This is a genomic window from Mycobacterium sp. TH-M116 (assembly GCF_057473685.1).
This window is the reverse complement of record NZ_JBYCLC010000061.1, coordinates 1-15322: the sequence shown is the minus strand read 5'-3', so window position 1 is coordinate 15322 and position 15322 is coordinate 1. Positions and strand designations below refer to the sequence as shown.

The 15322-nt window shown below is 69.3% G+C and carries 14 protein-coding genes and 1 pseudogene; all 15 read left to right on the top strand.

The window, feature by feature from the left end; translation table 11 throughout:
• The first annotated feature begins 82 nt into the window (after window positions 1–82).
• Window positions 83–526, top strand: a complete 444-nt coding sequence (locus AC2VOK_RS02970) for a DUF3499 domain-containing protein (protein WP_428899156.1) — start codon at window positions 83–85, stop codon at window positions 524–526.
• 120 nt (window positions 527–646) lie between these two features.
• Window positions 647–2050: a phosphomannomutase/phosphoglucomutase gene (locus AC2VOK_RS02965; protein WP_428899155.1), complete on the top strand. Its 1404-nt coding sequence runs from the start codon at window positions 647–649 to the stop codon at window positions 2048–2050.
• Window positions 2047–3177 (top strand): TobH protein, encoded by a 1131-nt coding sequence (locus AC2VOK_RS02960; RefSeq protein WP_428899154.1) that lies wholly within the window; start codon window positions 2047–2049, stop codon window positions 3175–3177. Before AC2VOK_RS02965 ends, AC2VOK_RS02960 begins: the two co-directional genes overlap by 4 nt.
• Window positions 3178–3185: 8 nt before the next feature.
• Window positions 3186–4412 (top strand): mannose-6-phosphate isomerase, class I, encoded by a 1227-nt coding sequence (manA, locus tag AC2VOK_RS02955; protein WP_428899153.1) that lies wholly within the window; start codon window positions 3186–3188, stop codon window positions 4410–4412.
• 211 nt (window positions 4413–4623) lie between these two features.
• Window positions 4624–6129, top strand: a complete 1506-nt coding sequence (locus AC2VOK_RS02950; RefSeq protein WP_428899152.1) for an amino acid permease — start codon at window positions 4624–4626, stop codon at window positions 6127–6129.
• A gap of 119 nt (window positions 6130–6248) precedes the next feature.
• The gene (locus tag AC2VOK_RS02945; RefSeq protein WP_428899151.1) at window positions 6249–7514 is read left to right on the top strand and encodes an alkane 1-monooxygenase; all 1266 of its coding nucleotides are present in this window, start codon (window positions 6249–6251) and stop codon (window positions 7512–7514) included.
• Window positions 7511–7684 (top strand): rubredoxin, encoded by a 174-nt coding sequence (locus tag AC2VOK_RS02940; RefSeq protein WP_428899150.1) that lies wholly within the window; start codon window positions 7511–7513, stop codon window positions 7682–7684. Before AC2VOK_RS02945 ends, AC2VOK_RS02940 begins: the two co-directional genes overlap by 4 nt.
• Window positions 7681–7863: a rubredoxin gene (locus AC2VOK_RS02935; RefSeq protein ID WP_421529114.1), complete on the top strand. Its 183-nt coding sequence runs from the start codon at window positions 7681–7683 to the stop codon at window positions 7861–7863. The genes AC2VOK_RS02940 and AC2VOK_RS02935 overlap by 4 nt, the downstream gene beginning before the upstream one ends.
• Window positions 7864–7907: 44 nt before the next feature.
• Window positions 7908–8537: a TetR family transcriptional regulator AlkX gene (gene alkX, locus AC2VOK_RS02930; protein ID WP_428899187.1), complete on the top strand. Its 630-nt coding sequence runs from the start codon at window positions 7908–7910 to the stop codon at window positions 8535–8537.
• Between the two features lie 184 nt (window positions 8538–8721).
• Window positions 8722–10194, top strand: coding sequence for an adenosylhomocysteinase (gene ahcY / locus AC2VOK_RS02925; RefSeq protein WP_428899149.1), 1473 nt, complete (start codon window positions 8722–8724; stop codon window positions 10192–10194).
• A 67-nt stretch (window positions 10195–10261) separates the two neighbouring features.
• On the top strand, window positions 10262–10927 hold the full coding sequence (locus tag AC2VOK_RS02920) for a dTMP kinase (protein WP_421529112.1): 666 nt from the start codon (window positions 10262–10264) through the stop codon (window positions 10925–10927).
• A 102-nt stretch (window positions 10928–11029) separates the two neighbouring features.
• Window positions 11030–11716: a two-component system response regulator MtrA gene (mtrA, locus tag AC2VOK_RS02915; RefSeq protein WP_421529111.1), complete on the top strand. Its 687-nt coding sequence runs from the start codon at window positions 11030–11032 to the stop codon at window positions 11714–11716.
• A gap of 37 nt (window positions 11717–11753) precedes the next feature.
• On the top strand, window positions 11754–13454 hold the full coding sequence (gene mtrB / locus AC2VOK_RS02910) for an MtrAB system histidine kinase MtrB (RefSeq protein WP_428899148.1): 1701 nt from the start codon (window positions 11754–11756) through the stop codon (window positions 13452–13454).
• Window positions 13454–15211 carry an MtrAB system accessory lipoprotein LpqB gene (gene lpqB, locus AC2VOK_RS02905; RefSeq protein ID WP_428899147.1) on the top strand — a complete coding sequence of 586 codons (1758 nt, stop codon included), beginning with the start codon at window positions 13454–13456 and terminating at the stop codon, window positions 15209–15211. The genes mtrB and lpqB overlap by 1 nt, the downstream gene beginning before the upstream one ends.
• 42 nt (window positions 15212–15253) lie before the next feature.
• A pseudogene (locus AC2VOK_RS02900) lies at window positions 15254–15322 on the top strand (ComF family protein); the annotation flags it as partial.

The following is a 15322-nucleotide window of genomic DNA, read 5'->3' as shown; positions in this document are numbered from 1 at the left end:
ATGGTAACGGTTGGACATCGCGGGCCGAACGGTTGCGCGTGTCCGGCGCTTCGGCGGCGTTTGTCCACGATAACCTTTCGGCGTGAACGTTCCCCGTCGCTGTTGCCGGCCCGGGTGTCCGCACTACGCCGTGGCGACTCTGACGTTCGTCTATTCGGATTCCACGGCCGTGGTGGGTCCACTCGCCACCGCGCGGGAGCCGCATTCGTGGGATCTGTGCGTCGGCCACGCCGGCCGGATCACCGCTCCCCGCGGGTGGGATCTGGTGCGCCACGCCGGACCCCTGTCTGCCGAGCCCACCCATCCCGAGGAGGACGACCTGGTCGCCCTGGCCGACGCGGTGCGTGAGGGTGGGCCCGGCCAGGCATGCCTGCCCGGTGTTCCGCAGCGCGGCTTCTCCGAGCCCCAGGTCCATCACGCCGGTGTCCACGCCACCGCGCCCAGTGGCGGTGTGCTGGCCCCTCCCGAGCACCGGTCCGGGCGCCGCCGCGGGCACCTGCGCGTGCTGCCCGATCCCACCGACTAGGCGCACCGGCCGCGTCTGCGGGTGGCGTCGGGGCCCGTGCACCGTGGCAGCCCTTGTCCCCGGGGGGTTATAGGCTGACGGCCAAGAGGCGAAGCAATCCATGGCGTCAGGAGGCCCGGCATGTCTCGGCCCGCCGCGACTGTTCACCGTGTCGTCAAGGCCTACGACGTGCGTGGGCTGGTCGGTGATGAACTCGACGAACCACTGGTCACCGACCTGGGGGCGGCGTTCGCCAGGCTGGTGCGTGCTGAGGGCGCGCACCAGGTGGTGATCGGCCACGACATGCGGGAGAGCTCACCGGCGCTGGCGGCGGCGTTCGCCGGCGGCGCCACCGGGCAGGGCCTGGACGTGGTCCGTATCGGTTTGGCATCCACCGACCAGCTGTATTTCGCCTCGGGGCTGCTGGACTGTCCCGGCGCGATGTTCACCGCCAGCCACAACCCCGCGGCCTACAACGGCATCAAGCTGTGCCGCGCCGGGGCGAAACCCGTCGGCGCCGACACCGGGCTGGACGTCATCGGCGCCGAGGTGATCGCCGGGGTCGCAGCCCATGGTGGGAGCCCGGGCTCAGTCGCCGATCGCGACGTCCTCGCCGACTATGGCGCCTACCTGCGTTCCCTGGTGAACACCTCCGGGCTGCGACCGCTGCGGGTGGCCGTGGACGCCGGCAACGGGATGGCCGGCCACACCGCGCCCGCGGTGTTCGGGGCGGTCGAGTCGATCACGTTGTTGCCGTTGTACTTCGAACTCGACGGCTCGTTCCCCCATCACGAGGCCAACCCACTCGACCCCGCCAACCTGGTGGACCTGCAGGCGTATGTACGCGACACCGGCGCCGATATCGGGCTGGCATTCGACGGAGACGCCGACCGCTGCTTCGTGGTCGACGAGCGCGGCGAGCCGGTGGCGCCGTCGACGGTGACCGGCCTGGTGGCCGCGCGCGAGCTGAAGCGGGAGATCGGCGCGACCGTCATCCACAACGTGATCACCTCGCGCGCGGTGCCCGAACTGGTCACCGAACGGGGCGGCACACCGCTGCGCTCGCGGGTCGGCCACTCCTACATCAAGGCGCTGATGGCCGACACCGGCGCGATCTTCGGCGGCGAGCACTCGGCCCACTACTACTTCCGCGACTTCTGGGGTGCCGACTCGGGGATGCTGGCCGCGCTGTACGTGCTGACCGCCCTCGGCGAGCAGGAGCGGCCGCTGTCGGAGCTGACCGCCGACTACCGGCGCTACGAGTCCTCCGGCGAGATCAACTTCACGGTGGCCGACGCGCCGCGGTGCGTGGAGGCCGTGCTGAAGTCGTTCGGCCCCCGGATCCACTCTCTCGATCACCTCGACGGGGTGACGGTCGACTTGGGCGACGGCAGCTGGTTCAACCTGCGCAGTTCGAACACCGAGCCGCTGCTGCGGCTCAACGTCGAGGCCCGCAGCGTCGAGGATGTGGCCGCCGTCGTCGATCAGGTCCGGGCGGAGATCGACGCGGTGATCGCGGCGGTACCGGGAGGCGCCGGACCGTGAGCGCGACCCGGGCGATTGATCTCGAAGACGCCGAGGGTCTGCTGACCGCCGACCGGGACGGCCTGCTGCGTGCCGCGTCGTCGGCCGGCGCGCAGGTGCGTGCCATCGACGCCGCCGCCGAGGAGGGCGCGCTGGACCCGCTGCGCGTCGACCACCCTCCGCGCAGCGTGATCTGGGTGGCCGGCCGCGGGGCCGCCGAGACCGCCGGAGCGATCCTGGCCGCGACGCTGGGCGGGCAGGTCTGCGCCCCGATCGCGGTTGTCGGCGAGGCGCCGCCGTGGGTCGGTCCGCTTGACGTGCTCATCGTCGCCGGTGACGATCCCGGCGACCCGGCGCTGGTCACGTCCGCGGCGATCGGGGTGCGCCGCGGGGCGCGGGTCGCCGTGGCGGCACCGTACGAGGGTCCGCTGCGCGACTCCACCGCCGGGCGGGTCGCCGTGCTCGCCCCGCGCCTGCGGGTTCCCGACGAGTTCGGGCTGTGCCGCTATCTGGCCGCCGGCCTGGCCGCGCTGCGCACCGTGGACCCCAGAGCCGGTATCCAGCTGGGGCGGCTCGCCGACGAACTGGACGCCGAGGCCCTGCGAAACAGCGCCGGTCGCGACCTGTTCACCAACCCGGCCAAGACCATCGCCGCGCGGATATCCGGTCACCGGGTCGCGTTGGCCGGTGACTGCGCCGCCACGCTCGCCGTGGCGCGACACGGCAGTTCGATCCTGTTGCGGATCGCGCACGAGGTGGTCGCCGCCGCCGGGCTCGCCGACGCTGTGACGGCGCTGCGCGCCCCCAGCGGCCAAGGCTCCGACCGTTTCGGTGGCGCCCACCCCCCGGTGGACGCGCTCTTTCACGACGAACAGATCGACGGCCCGCTGCCCGAGCGGCTCCGGGTGCTCGCGCTCACCCTGGCCGCCGAACGCACGGTGGTGGCGGCGCGCGTCGCCGTTGGCGGGGACGTCCACCTGGTCTGCGCCGAGGACGTGCCGGATGCGCCCGGCACCCAGGCCGCACCAGGCGGCGCCGCCGGTGGTGAGCGCAAGTCGGCCGGCGCTGGGAGCGACTGGCAGCAACTGGCAGTATTAGCCGTCCGGCTGGAGATGGCCGCGGTTTACCTGCGACTGGTGCGGGGATAGATACACACGTGGAACTGCTACGCGGGGCTTTGAGGACGTACGCATGGGGGTCGCGTACCACCATCGCCGAGTTCACCGGCCGGACGGTGCCGGCGGCCCACCCAGAGGCCGAGCTCTGGTTCGGCGCGCACCCCGGCGATCCGGCCTGGCTGGAAACCGAGGACGGCGAGGTCTCGTTGCTGGACGCGCTGGTCGCCGATCCGGACGGGCAGCTCGGGCCCGGCTCGCGCGCCCGGTTCGGTGATGTGCTGCCGTTTTTGGTGAAGGTGCTGGCGGCCGACGAGCCGCTGTCGCTCCAGGCCCATCCCAGTGCCGAGCAGGCGGTCGAGGGTTACCTGCGCGAGGAGCGACAGGGCATCCCGGTCAACTCCCCGGTCCGCAACTACCGCGACACCTCCCACAAGCCCGAGTTGTTGGTCGCGCTGCAGCCTTTCGAGGCGCTGGCCGGGTTCCGTCGGGCCGCGCGCACCGCGGAGCTGCTGCGGGCGCTGGCGACCGCCGAGCTGGACCCTTACATCGAGCTGCTCAACGACCAGTCCGACGCCGACGGCCTGCGTGCCCTGTTCACGACCTGGATCACTGCGCCCCAGCCCGACCTCGACGCGCTGGTCGCGGCCGTGCTGGACGGCGCGATCGCCTACGTGAGTTCCGGCGCGACCGAGTTCGCGGAGGAGATCAAGACGGTGCTCGAGCTCGGCGAACGCTATCCGGGCGACGCCGGGGTGCTGGCGTCGCTGCTGTTGAACCGCATCAGCCTGGCACCGGGTGAGGCGATCTTCGTGCCGGCCGGCAACCTGCACACCTATCTGCGGGGTTTCGCCGTCGAGGTGATGGCCAACTCCGACAACGTGCTGCGCGGCGGCCTGACTCCCAAGCATGTCGACGTGCCTGAACTGCTGCGGGTGCTGGACTTTCGCCCCACCGCCGAGGAATGCCTGCGCTCGCATGTCCGCCGCGAGGGGCTCGGGATGGTGTACGAGACCCCCGCCGAGGAGTTCGCGGTTGCACTGCTGACGCTGGAAGGCGAATACCTGGGGCACGAGGTCGACGCGCCGTGCAGCCACGAGGGACCGCAGGTCCTACTGTGCACCGAGGGGTCCACGACGGTGCACGGCAAGTCCGGCTCACTCACCTTGCGGCGCGGGATGGCCGCCTGGGTGGCCGCCGACGACGGCCCGATCCGGCTCGTCGCGCGCGAGTCCGCCACGCTGTTCAGGGTGACCGTCGGGCTGTGACGCCCCGCCGGTCCTCCCCAAGGCGGTGAGCGCCCGGGTCCCGTCCTGGTGGCACAGCCTGTCCAGCCCCGGCGACTGCTCGTTCGCCCCCGGACGCCTTCCGGGGCCGTCCAGTACGGGGCCACCCAGTGCGGGGCCGTCCAGTACGGGGCCGTCCAGTACGGGGCCACCCAGTACTGTGCCGTCCAAGAGGTGACCAACGGGAGGGTGGATGGCGAATCGGTGGCGCATGAAGTCCGTGGAGCAATCGATCGCCGACACCGATGAGCCGGACACCCGGCTGCGCAAGGACCTCAACTGGTGGGACCTGGTGGTGTTCGGTGTCGCGGTGGTGATCGGTGCAGGCATCTTCACGGTGACCGCCTCGACCGCCGGTGACATCACCGGCCCGGCCATCTGGGTGTCGTTCGTGATCGCCGCGGTCACCTGCGCGCTGGCGGCGCTGTGCTACGCCGAGTTCGCGTCGACGCTACCGGTGGCGGGCAGCGCCTACACCTTCTCCTATGCAACCTTCGGCGAGTTCCTCGCCTGGATCATCGGGTGGAACCTGCTGCTGGAACTGGCCATCGGCGCCGCCGTGGTGTCCAAGGGGTGGTCGACCTATCTGGGGACGGTGGCCGGCTTCGCCGGCAGCCGGTTGCAGCTCGGAGCGGTCCGGCTCGACTGGGCCGCGGTGCTGATCGTCGCGGTGGTGGCGACCCTGATCGCGCTGGGCACGAAGTTGTCGTCGCGGTTCTCGGCGTTGGTCACCGGCGTCAAGGTGGCGGTCGTGGTGCTGGTCGTGGTGGTCGGCGCCTTCTACGTCAAGGGCTCGAACTACTCGCCGTTCGTCCCGGCGCCCGAGGCGGGACGCGAGGCGACAGGCATCAACCAGTCGGTGCTGTCGCTGCTGACCGGGGCACCCGGCAGCCACTACGGCTGGTACGGCGTGCTGGCAGGGGCGTCGATCGTGTTCTTCGCGTTCATCGGGTTCGACATCGTGGCCACCATGGCCGAGGAGACCAAGCGGCCCCAGCGCGACGTACCCAGAGGCATTCTGGTGTCGCTGGCGATCGTCACGGTCCTCTACGTCGCGGTGGCGGTCGTGTTGTCGGGCATGGTGCCCTACACCGAGCTCAAAACCGTTCCGGGCCGGGGTCAGGCCAACCTCGCCACGGCGTTCACCGTGAACGGCGTGCACTGGGCCAGCAAGGTCATCGCCCTCGGGGCGCTGGCCGGGCTGACCACCGTGGTGATGGTGCTGCTTCTCGGTCAGTGCCGAATCTTGTTCGCGATGGCACGCGACGGGCTGCTGCCGCGTTCGCTGGCCAAGACCGGGGCGCGGGGGACGCCCGTGCGTATCACCGTGCTGGTCGCGGTGTTGGTGGCCATGACGGCCTCGGTGTTCCCGATCGCCAAGCTCGAGGAGATGGTCAACGTCGGGACGTTGTTCGCGTTCGTCCTGGTCTCCGCCGGCGTCATGGTGCTGCGCCGGACGCGTCCCGACCTCGAGCGTGGTTTCCGGGCTCCGTGGGTGCCGCTACTGCCGATCGCCTCGATCTGCGCCTGCGTGTGGCTGATGTTGAACCTCACCGCGCTGACCTGGATCCGCTTCGGGGTCTGGCTGCTGGTGGGAATCGCCATCTATCTCGGCTACGGCTACCGGCACTCGGTGCAGGGTCGGCGCGAGTCGGAGCGGGCCACCCCGCAGCCGAGGACTGAACCGACCCGGACCTGACACGAAGTTTACAAAACACCATCAAATGTCTAGACACGAGACGGAAGTGGTCGTATTGTCTAAATCGCTGTCACGTGAATCACGAGGAGGTTTGGCACATGTCCACACGGAGGCCCCCGGTGAACCGGGCGACCGACCAGCACGTCGATCGAGTCGAGGTGCCCGTCTGGCGAGACAGGAAGCGCCGGCTGTGGCTGATGGGGCTCATCGTCCCGACGGCGCTGTTCGTGGTGCTGCCCTTGATCTGGGCGCTCAACCGTCTCGGGTGGCAGTCGGGCTCGCAGGCGCTGCTGTGGGTCGGACCGATCCTGGTCTACGTCCTGGTGCCGATCCTGGACCTGCGTTTCGGGCCGGACGGGCAGAACCCGCCCGACGAGGTGATGGAACAGCTGGACAAAGACAGGTACTACCGCTACTGCACCTACCTCTACGTCCCGTTCCAGTACCTGAGCGTGGTACTGGGCGCCTACCTGTTCACCGCCTCCGACCTGAGCTGGCTGGGCTATGCCGGCGGGCTGGGCTGGGCCGGCAAGCTGGGCTTGGCGCTGTCGGTCGGTGTGCTGGGCGGTGTCGGCATCAACACCGCCCACGAGATGGGCCACAAGAAGGAATCGCTGGAGCGCTGGCTGTCCAAGATCACCTTGGCCCAGACCTGCTACGGGCACTTTTACATCGAGCACAACCGCGGCCACCACGTGCGGGTCGCCACCCCCGAGGACCCGGCCTCGGCCCGTTTTGGCGAGACGTTCTGGGAGTTCCTGCCGCGTAGCGTGTTCGGCAGCCTGCGTTCGGCGCTGCGGCTGGAAGCCCAGCGACTGCGCCGGCTCGGCAAAAGCCCCTGGGACCCTAGGACCTACTTATCCAACGACGTGCTCAACGCATGGCTGATGTCGGTGGTGCTGTGGGGCGCGCTGATCGCGGTCTTCGGCCCGGCGCTCATCCCGTTCGTGCTCATTCAGGCCGTTTTCGGCTTCTCCCTGCTGGAGGGCGTCAACTACCTCGAGCACTATGGCCTGCTGCGCCAGCAGACCGTCACCGCTTCCGGACAAAGCCGCTACGAGCGCTGCGCCCCGGTGCACAGCTGGAACTCCGACCACATCGTCACCAACCTGTTCCTGTACCACCTGCAGCGGCACAGCGACCATCACGCCAACCCCACCCGCCGCTACCAGACGCTGCGCAGCATGGACGGCGCCCCCAACCTGCCCAGCGGGTATGCGTCGATGATCTCGCTGACCTACTTCCCGCCGCTGTGGCGCAAGGTGATGGACCATCGGGTGCTCGAGCACTACGGCGGCGACATCACCAAGGTCAACGTGCAGCCGCGCCTACGGGCCAAGGTGCTGGCCAGGTACGGCGCTTCCGACCAGGAGCGGGCAGCATGACCGCCTACCGGTGCCCGGGCTGCGGCTACGTCTACGACGAGGCCCAGGGGAATGCGCGGGAGGGCTTTCCGGCCGGCACGGCGTGGGATCGGATCCCCGAAGAGTGGTGCTGCCCGGACTGCGCGGTGCGCGAGAAGGTCGACTTCATACAGATGGGAGCGAACACGTGAGCGACTACAAACGATTCCGTTGCCTGCAGTGCGGCTTCGAGTATGACGAGGCGCTTGGCTGGCCCGAGGATGGCATCGCCCCCGGCACCCGCTGGGACGACATCCCCGAGGACTGGAGCTGCCCGGATTGCGGTGCGGCGAAAGCAGACTTCGAGATGGTGGAGGTGGCGCGGTCGTGATCGCCACGACCGCCGCCGCGAACGACGCCCTCAAAACAGATGCCATGAAAGCAGATGCCGCCGAGCCGGTGAAGCGGATGCCATACGCCGAGGCGTCGCGGATGCTGCTGCGGGACTCGGTTCTCGACGCGATGCGGGACCTGCTGTTGGCCCGCGACTGGTCCGCCATCACGCTGTCCGACGTGGCCCGCGCCGCCGGCGTCAGCCGGCAGACCATCTACAACGAGTTCGGCTCGCGTCAGGGACTGGCGCAGGGTTACGCCCTGCGCCTGGCCGACCGGCTCGTCGACACTGTGCACGCCGCCCTCGACGCCCACGTCGGCGACGTCTACGAGGCGTTCCTGTATGGATTCCGCGAATTCTTCGCCGAGTCGGCGGCCGACCCGCTGGTGATTTCGTTGCTGACGGGGGTGGCCAAGCCCGACCTGCTGCAGATCATCACCACCGACAGCGCCCCGATCATCACCCGCGCATCGACGAGCCTGACGACGGCTCTGACCCAGAGTTGGGTGGCCGCCAGCGACGAGGATGCCGGCGTGCTGGCCCGCGCCATCGTGCGGCTGGCGCTGAGTTACGTGTCCATGCCACCCGAGGCGAACCATGATGTCGCGGCGGACCTGGCCCGGTTGATGACGCCGTTCGCGGAGCGGCACGGCGTCGCCCACCGGCCCTGAGATCCGGCCCTGAAAGCCGGTCCTGAGATCCGGCCCTGAGATCCGGCCCTGAAAGCAGGGCCGACCTCGGTCCGACTCTCCCTGATCGAGGGGCCGTGAGGTCGTCCTACTACAGTGGCGCAAGAACATACTGAAGCTAAGTACCGCTAGTGCCGGTGAGCCACGAGTAAGGATGAGAGACGCTATGACGACGACCGAAAAATCCCTGAATGCCGACGTCCGGAACGGCATCGACTTCAAGGTTGCCGATCTGTCGCTGGCGGATTACGGGCGTCGCGACATCGAGCTCTCCGAGCAGGAGATGCCGGGCCTGATGTCGCTGCGCCGCGAATACGCCGAGGTGCAGCCGCTCAAGGGCGCGCGGATCTCGGGCTCGCTGCACATGACGGTGCAGACCGCGGTCCTCATCGAGACCCTCGTCTCGCTGGGCGCCGAGGTGCGTTGGGCGTCGTGCAACATCTTCTCCACGCAGGACCACGCGGCCGCGGCCGTCGTCGTCGGCCCGTACGGCACCCCCGAGGAGCCCAGGGGCGTTCCGGTGTTCGCCTGGAAGGGCGAGACGTTGGAGGAGTACTGGTGGGCCGCCGAGCAGATGCTGACGTGGCCTGACCAGCCGGCCAACATGATCCTCGACGACGGCGGTGACGCCACCATGCTGGTGCTGCGCGGTGCCCAGTACGAGAAGGCCGGCGTGGTGCCGCCCGCCGAGGACGACGACCCCACCGAGTGGAAGATCTTCCTGAACCTGCTGCGCAACCGCTTCGAGACCGACAAGGACAAGTGGACCAAGGTCGCCGCGTCGGTCAAGGGCGTCACCGAGGAGACCACCACCGGGGTGCTGCGTCTCTACCAGTTCGCCGCGGCCGGGGACCTGGCGTTCCCGGCGATCAACGTCAACGACTCGGTGACCAAATCCAAGTTCGACAACAAGTACGGTTGCCGGCACTCCCTGATCGACGGGATCAACCGCGGCACCGACGTGCTGATCGGCGGCAAGAAGGTGCTGGTCTGCGGCTACGGCGACGTGGGCAAGGGCTGCGCGGAATCGGTGAAGGGCCAGGGCGCCCGCGTCGTCGTCACCGAGATCGACCCGATCAACGCGCTGCAGGCGTTGATGGAGGGGTACGACGTGGTGACGGTCGACGAGGCGATCGGCCAGGCCGACATCGTCGTCACCGCCACCGGCAACAAGGACATCATCACCCTGGAGCACATGAAGGCGATGAAGGACCACGCCGTGCTGGGCAACATCGGGCACTTCGACAACGAGATCCAGGTCGCCCAACTGGAGCGCTCCGGCGCCACCAAGGTGAACATCCGGCCGCAGGTCGACGTGTGGACGTTCCCCGACAGCGGCAAGTCGATCATTCTTCTCTCCGAGGGCCGGCTGCTGAACCTGGGTAACGCCACCGGCCACCCGTCGTTCGTGATGAGCAACAGCTTCTCCAACCAGGTGATCGCCCAGATCGAGCTGTGGACGAAGAACGACGAGTACGACAACGAGGTGTACCGGCTGCCCAAGCACCTCGACGAGAAGGTGGCCCGTATCCACGTCGAGGCACTCGGCGGCCGGCTGACCAAGCTGACCAAGGATCAGGCCGAGTACCTCGGCATCGACGTCGAGGGCCCCTACAAGCCCGACCACTACCGCTACTGAGACGCTTGCGCCGAGTGTGCGGCCAGCTTCACGTTCGGGCATTGAGCCGCGCGCTCGGGTCAGCGCCGTGCTGATTGCGGTCGAAGGAGTCGATGGCGCGGGCAAGCGGACGCTGACCGACGGGCTGGGTAAGGCATTTCAGGCCGCCGGCCTTTCGGTGGCCACGCTGGACTTCCCGCGCTACGGCAGATCGGTGACCGCCGACCTCGCCGCGGAGTCGTTGCACGGCCAGCACGGTGACCTCGCGGAATCGGTGTACGCGATGGCGACGCTGTTCGCGCTCGACCGCGCGGGGGCGGTCGGGGAGATCGATCGGCTGCGCGGCGACCACGACGTGGTGATCCTGGACCGCTACGTGGCCTCCAACGCGGCCTACAGCGCCGCCCGCCTGCATCAGGGCGTGGCCGGAGAGGCCGTGGCTTGGGTATACCGGCTCGAATTCCAGCGGTTGCGGCTGCCCGCGCCTGACTGGCAGGTGCTGCTTGCCGTGCCCGCAGAACTCGCCGGGCGGCGGGCACGGGCCCGGGCCGCCGCCGAGCCGGGCCGCGCCCGAGACAGTTACGAGCGCGACGTCGGGCTGCAGCAGCGCACCAGTACGGTGTTCGCCGAGCTCGCCGCCACCGCCTGGGGTGGGCGATGGCTGGTGGTGGACGCCGAGGTCGATCCGGTGCGGCTCGCCGCGACACTGACGGGGTCCGGGGGCGTCCCCGGGGCCGTTGTGCAGGGCCGCTAGGCACCGCGACGCGCACATTTCGACGTGATTTGTCGCCAATTGGCCTTCTCGGGCGAGAAACGCCCGTGTGGCGCCCCTGTTTTGTCCCGATCTGGTGACACCATGGAGTCCATGAGGCAAAGGATTCTCGTCGTCGACGACGACGCTTCGCTGGCCGAGATGCTCACCATCGTGTTGCGCGGGGAGGGCTTCGACACCGCGGTCATCGGCGACGGTACCCAGGCCCTGGCCGCGGTGCGCGAGCTGCGGCCCGACCTGGTGCTGCTCGACCTGATGCTGCCCGGCATGAACGGCATCGACGTGTGCCGGGTGCTGCGTGCCGACTCCGGTATTCCCATCGTCATGCTGACCGCCAAGACCGACACCGTGGACGTGGTGCTGGGCTTGGAGTCCGGCGCCGACGACTACATCATGAAGCCGTTCAAGCCCAAGGAGCTGGTTGCGCGGGTGCGGGCCCGGTTGCGGCGCAACGACGACGAACCGGCCGAGATGCTCTCCATCGCCGACATCGACATCGACGTGCCGGCGCACAAGGTCACCCGCAACGGCGAGCAGATCTCTCTGACTCCGCTGGAGTTCGACCTGCTGGTCGCGCTGGCACGCAAGCCGCGGCAGGTGTTTACTCGTGATGTGCTGCTCGAAAAGGTGTGGGGATACCGGCACCCGGCGGACACCCGCCTGGTAAACGTGCACGTCCAGCGCCTGCGGGCCAAGGTCGAGAAGGATCCTGAGAACCCGACCGTGGTGTTGACCGTTCGAGGAGTGGGATACAAGGCCGGACCTCCATGATCCGCGCCGAGCGCGGCGGCGGTGAGGAGCGGCGCAGGTGATCTTCGGCTCACGCCGACGCACTCGTAGTCGTTGGGGCCGCTCGGGTCCCCTTCCGCGCGGCATGGGCGCGGTGAGCCGGGCGGTGTCCGTCGCGTGGCGCCGGTCGCTGCAGCTGCGCGTTGTGACACTGACGCTCGGGTTGTCGCTGGGAGTGATCCTGGCGCTCGGTTTCGTGCTGACCAGCCAGCTGACCAATCGGGTGCTCGACGTCAAGGTCCGGGCCGCCACCGAGCAGATCGAGCGGGCGCGCACGACGGTCGGCGGGATCGTCAGCGGCGAGGAGACTCGCTCGCTGGACAGCAGCCTGCAGCTGGCCCGCAACACGCTGACGTCCAAGACCGAGCCCGCCTCGGGCGCGGGGCTCGCCGGCGTGTTCGACGTGGTGCTGATGGTTCCCGGTGACGGCCCCCGCGCCGCCACCACGGCCGGGCCCGTCAACCAGGTGCCGGACACCCTTCGCGGTTTCGTCAAGGCCGGGCAGGCGGCCTACCAGTACGCCACGGTGCGCACAGACGGATTCTCCGGGCCGGCCCTGGTCATCGGTTCGCCGGCCTCGTCGCAGGTGGCCAACCTCGAGCTCTACCTGATCTTCCCGCTGAAAAACGAGCAGGCCACGATCATGCTGGTGCGCGGCACGATGATCACCGGTGGCGCGGTGCTGCTGGTGCTGCTGGCCGGGATCGCGGTGCTGGTGTCCCGCCAGGTGGTGGTCCCGGTGCGGCAGGCGTCGCGGATCGCCGAGCGGTTCGCCGAGGGTCACCTGTCCGAGCGGATGCCGGTGCGCGGGGAGGACGACATGGCCCGACTGGCCATGTCGTTCAACGACATGGCCGAGAGCCTGTCCCGGCAGATCACCCAGCTCGAGGAGTTCGGCAACCTGCAGCGCCGTTTCACCTCCGACGTCAGCCACGAATTGCGTACCCCACTGACCACGGTGCGGATGGCGGCGGACCTGATCTATGACCACAGTTCCGACCTCGATCCCACGCTGGCGCGCTCCACCGAGCTGATGGTCAGCGAACTGGACCGGTTCGAGACCCTGCTCAACGACTTGCTGGAGATCTCTCGGCACGACGCGGGTGTGGCCGAGTTGTCCGTGGACGCGGTGGATCTGCGCGCCACCGTGCGCAGCGCGCTGAGCAACGTGGGTCACCTGGCCGAAGACGCGGGCGTCGACCTGCAGGTGGACCTGCCGCCCCACGAGGTGATCGCCGAGGTGGACACCCGCCGGGTGGAGCGCATCCTGCGCAACCTGATCGCCAATGCGATCGACCACGCCGAGCACAAGCCCGTGGAGATCCGGATGGTCGCCGACGAGGACACCGTCGCCGTCACCGTGCGCGACCACGGGGTCGGGTTGCGCCCCGGTGAGGAGAAGCTGGTGTTCAGTCGGTTCTGGCGGGCGGACCCGTCGCGGGTGCGGCGCTCCGGCGGCACCGGGCTGGGCCTGGCGATCAGCATCGAGGACGCGCGACTGCACCAGGGCCGGCTGGAAGCGTGGGGCGAGCCCGGCGAGGGCTCGTGCTTCAGACTGACGCTGCCCCTGGTGCGCGGCCACAAGGTCACCACCAGCCCGCTGCCGATCAAACCGGTCCCGCACGCGAATTCGCAGCCGATGCCGCAGGTCGACGGCACCGGCCCGCAACACCGCAATGACCTTCAGCGCCAGCGTGAGCCAGCGGAGAGGAGCGGCTGATGCGCCGCCTGCTGGGCCTGCTGTTCGCGGCGGCGCTGCTCGGCGGCTGCGCGGGGGTGCCCAGCACGTCGGCGCCGCAGGCCATCGGCACCGTCGAGCGGCCGGCCCCCTCCAACCTGCCCAAGCCGACCCCGGGAATGGATCCCGACGTGTTACTGCGGGAATTCCTCAAGGCCACGGCGGACCCGGCGAACCGGCATCTGGCCGCGCGGCAGTTCCTCACCCAGTCCGCGTCCAACGCGTGGGACGATGCCGGCAGCGCGTTGCTGATCGACCATGTCGTTTTCGTGGAAACCCGTGCTGCTGAACGTGTTTCGGCGACCATGCGGGCTGACATCCTGGGTTCGCTGTCCGATATGGGTGTGTTCGAGACCGCCGAGGGCGTGCTGCCCGACCCGGGGCCGATCGAGCTGGTCAAGACGTCGGGCGGCTGGCGGATCGACCGCCTGCCCAACGGAGTCTTTTTGGACTGGCAGCAGTTCCAGGCGACCTACAAGCGCAACACGCTCTACTTCGCCGACCCGACCGGTAAGACGATGGTTCCCGACCCCCGCTACGTCGCGGTGCCCGATCACGACCAGCTGGCCACCGAGCTGATCTCCAAGCTGATCGCCGGACCTCGCCCCGAGATGGCCCACACGGTTCGCAACCTGCTCGCCCCGCCGTTGCGGCTGCGTGGGCCGGTCACCCGCGCCGACGGCGGCAAGAACGGGATCGGTCGCGGTTACGGCGGCGCGCGCATCGACCTGGAAAAGCTGTCCACCACCGATCCGCACAGCAGGCAACTGCTCGCCGCGCAGATCATCTGGACGCTGGCCAGGGCGGACATCCGCGGGCCGTACGTGATCAACGCCGACGGCGCACCGCTGGACGACCGCTTCGCCGAGGGGTGGACCACCTCCGACGTCGCCGCCACCGACCCGGGCGTGGCCGACGGTGCCGGAGCGGGCCTGCATGCGCTGGTCAACGGCGCGCTGGTGGGCCTGGACGGCCAGCACACCACGACAGTGCCCGGGGCCTTCGGGCGGATGCCGGACCAGACCGGGGCCGCGCTGTCGCGCAACGGGCGGCAGGTCGCCTCCGTCGTGACGCTGCGCGGCGGCGCCCCGGACCAGGAGGCGTCGCTGTGGATCGGGGACCTCGGTGCCGAGGCGGTCCAGTCCGCCGACGGGCACACCCTCTCGCGGCCCAGTTGGTCGCTCGACGACGCGGTCTGGGTGGTCGTGGACGGCAACAACGTGCTGCGCGCCATCCAGGAACCTGCGTCCGGGCAGCCCGCACGCATTCCGGTGGATTCCGCGGCTGTCGCGAGCCATTTTCCGGGACCGATCACCGACCTGCAGCTGTCCCGGGACGGCACCCGCGCCGCGATGGTGATCGGCGGCCAGGTGATCCTGGCCGGCGTCGAGCAGACTCAGGCCGGCCAGTACGCGCTGACCTACCCGCGTCGGCTGGGTTTCGGGCTGGGCACCTCGGTGGTGTCGTTGTCCTGGCGGACCGGTGATGACATCGTGGTCACCCGCACCGACGCCGGTCATCCGGTGTCCTACGTGAACCTCGACGGGGTGAACTCCGACGCGCCTGCCCGTGGTCTGCAGCTTCCGGTGATGACGGTCGCGGCCAACCCGTCGACGGTGTACGTCGCCGGACCCCAAGGGGTGTTGCAGTATTCGGCATCGGTTGGCGAAGGCCAACAGGGCTGGTCGGAGGTGCCGGGGTTGACGGTCCCCGGAGCAACGCCGGTGCTGCCGGGCTGAATTGTGGTCGGAGCTGTCGGCCCGGTGCGCGACACTGTTGCCGTGCTCGACGTGATCCTGCCACTGGAGTGCGGCGGCTGCGGGGCGCCGTCGACCCGGTGGTGTGACGCC

What these genes read in the sequence shown, in the direction of transcription:
- AC2VOK_RS02950 (WP_428899152.1), top strand. Translation starts at nt 4,624, where the DNA reads ATGGCGAATCGGTGGCGCATGAAGTCCGTGGAGCAATCGATCGCCGAC.
- AC2VOK_RS02965 (WP_428899155.1), top strand. Translation starts at nt 647, where the DNA reads ATGTCTCGGCCCGCCGCGACTGTTCACCGTGTCGTCAAGGCCTACGAC.
- alkX (WP_428899187.1), top strand. Translation starts at nt 7,908, where the DNA reads ATGAAAGCAGATGCCGCCGAGCCGGTGAAGCGGATGCCATACGCCGAG.
- ahcY (WP_428899149.1), top strand. Translation starts at nt 8,722, where the DNA reads ATGACGACGACCGAAAAATCCCTGAATGCCGACGTCCGGAACGGCATC.
- lpqB (WP_428899147.1), top strand. Translation starts at nt 13,454, where the DNA reads ATGCGCCGCCTGCTGGGCCTGCTGTTCGCGGCGGCGCTGCTCGGCGGC.
- AC2VOK_RS02940 (WP_428899150.1), top strand. Translation starts at nt 7,511, where the DNA reads ATGACCGCCTACCGGTGCCCGGGCTGCGGCTACGTCTACGACGAGGCC.
- mtrA (WP_421529111.1), top strand. Translation starts at nt 11,030, where the DNA reads ATGGAGTCCATGAGGCAAAGGATTCTCGTCGTCGACGACGACGCTTCG.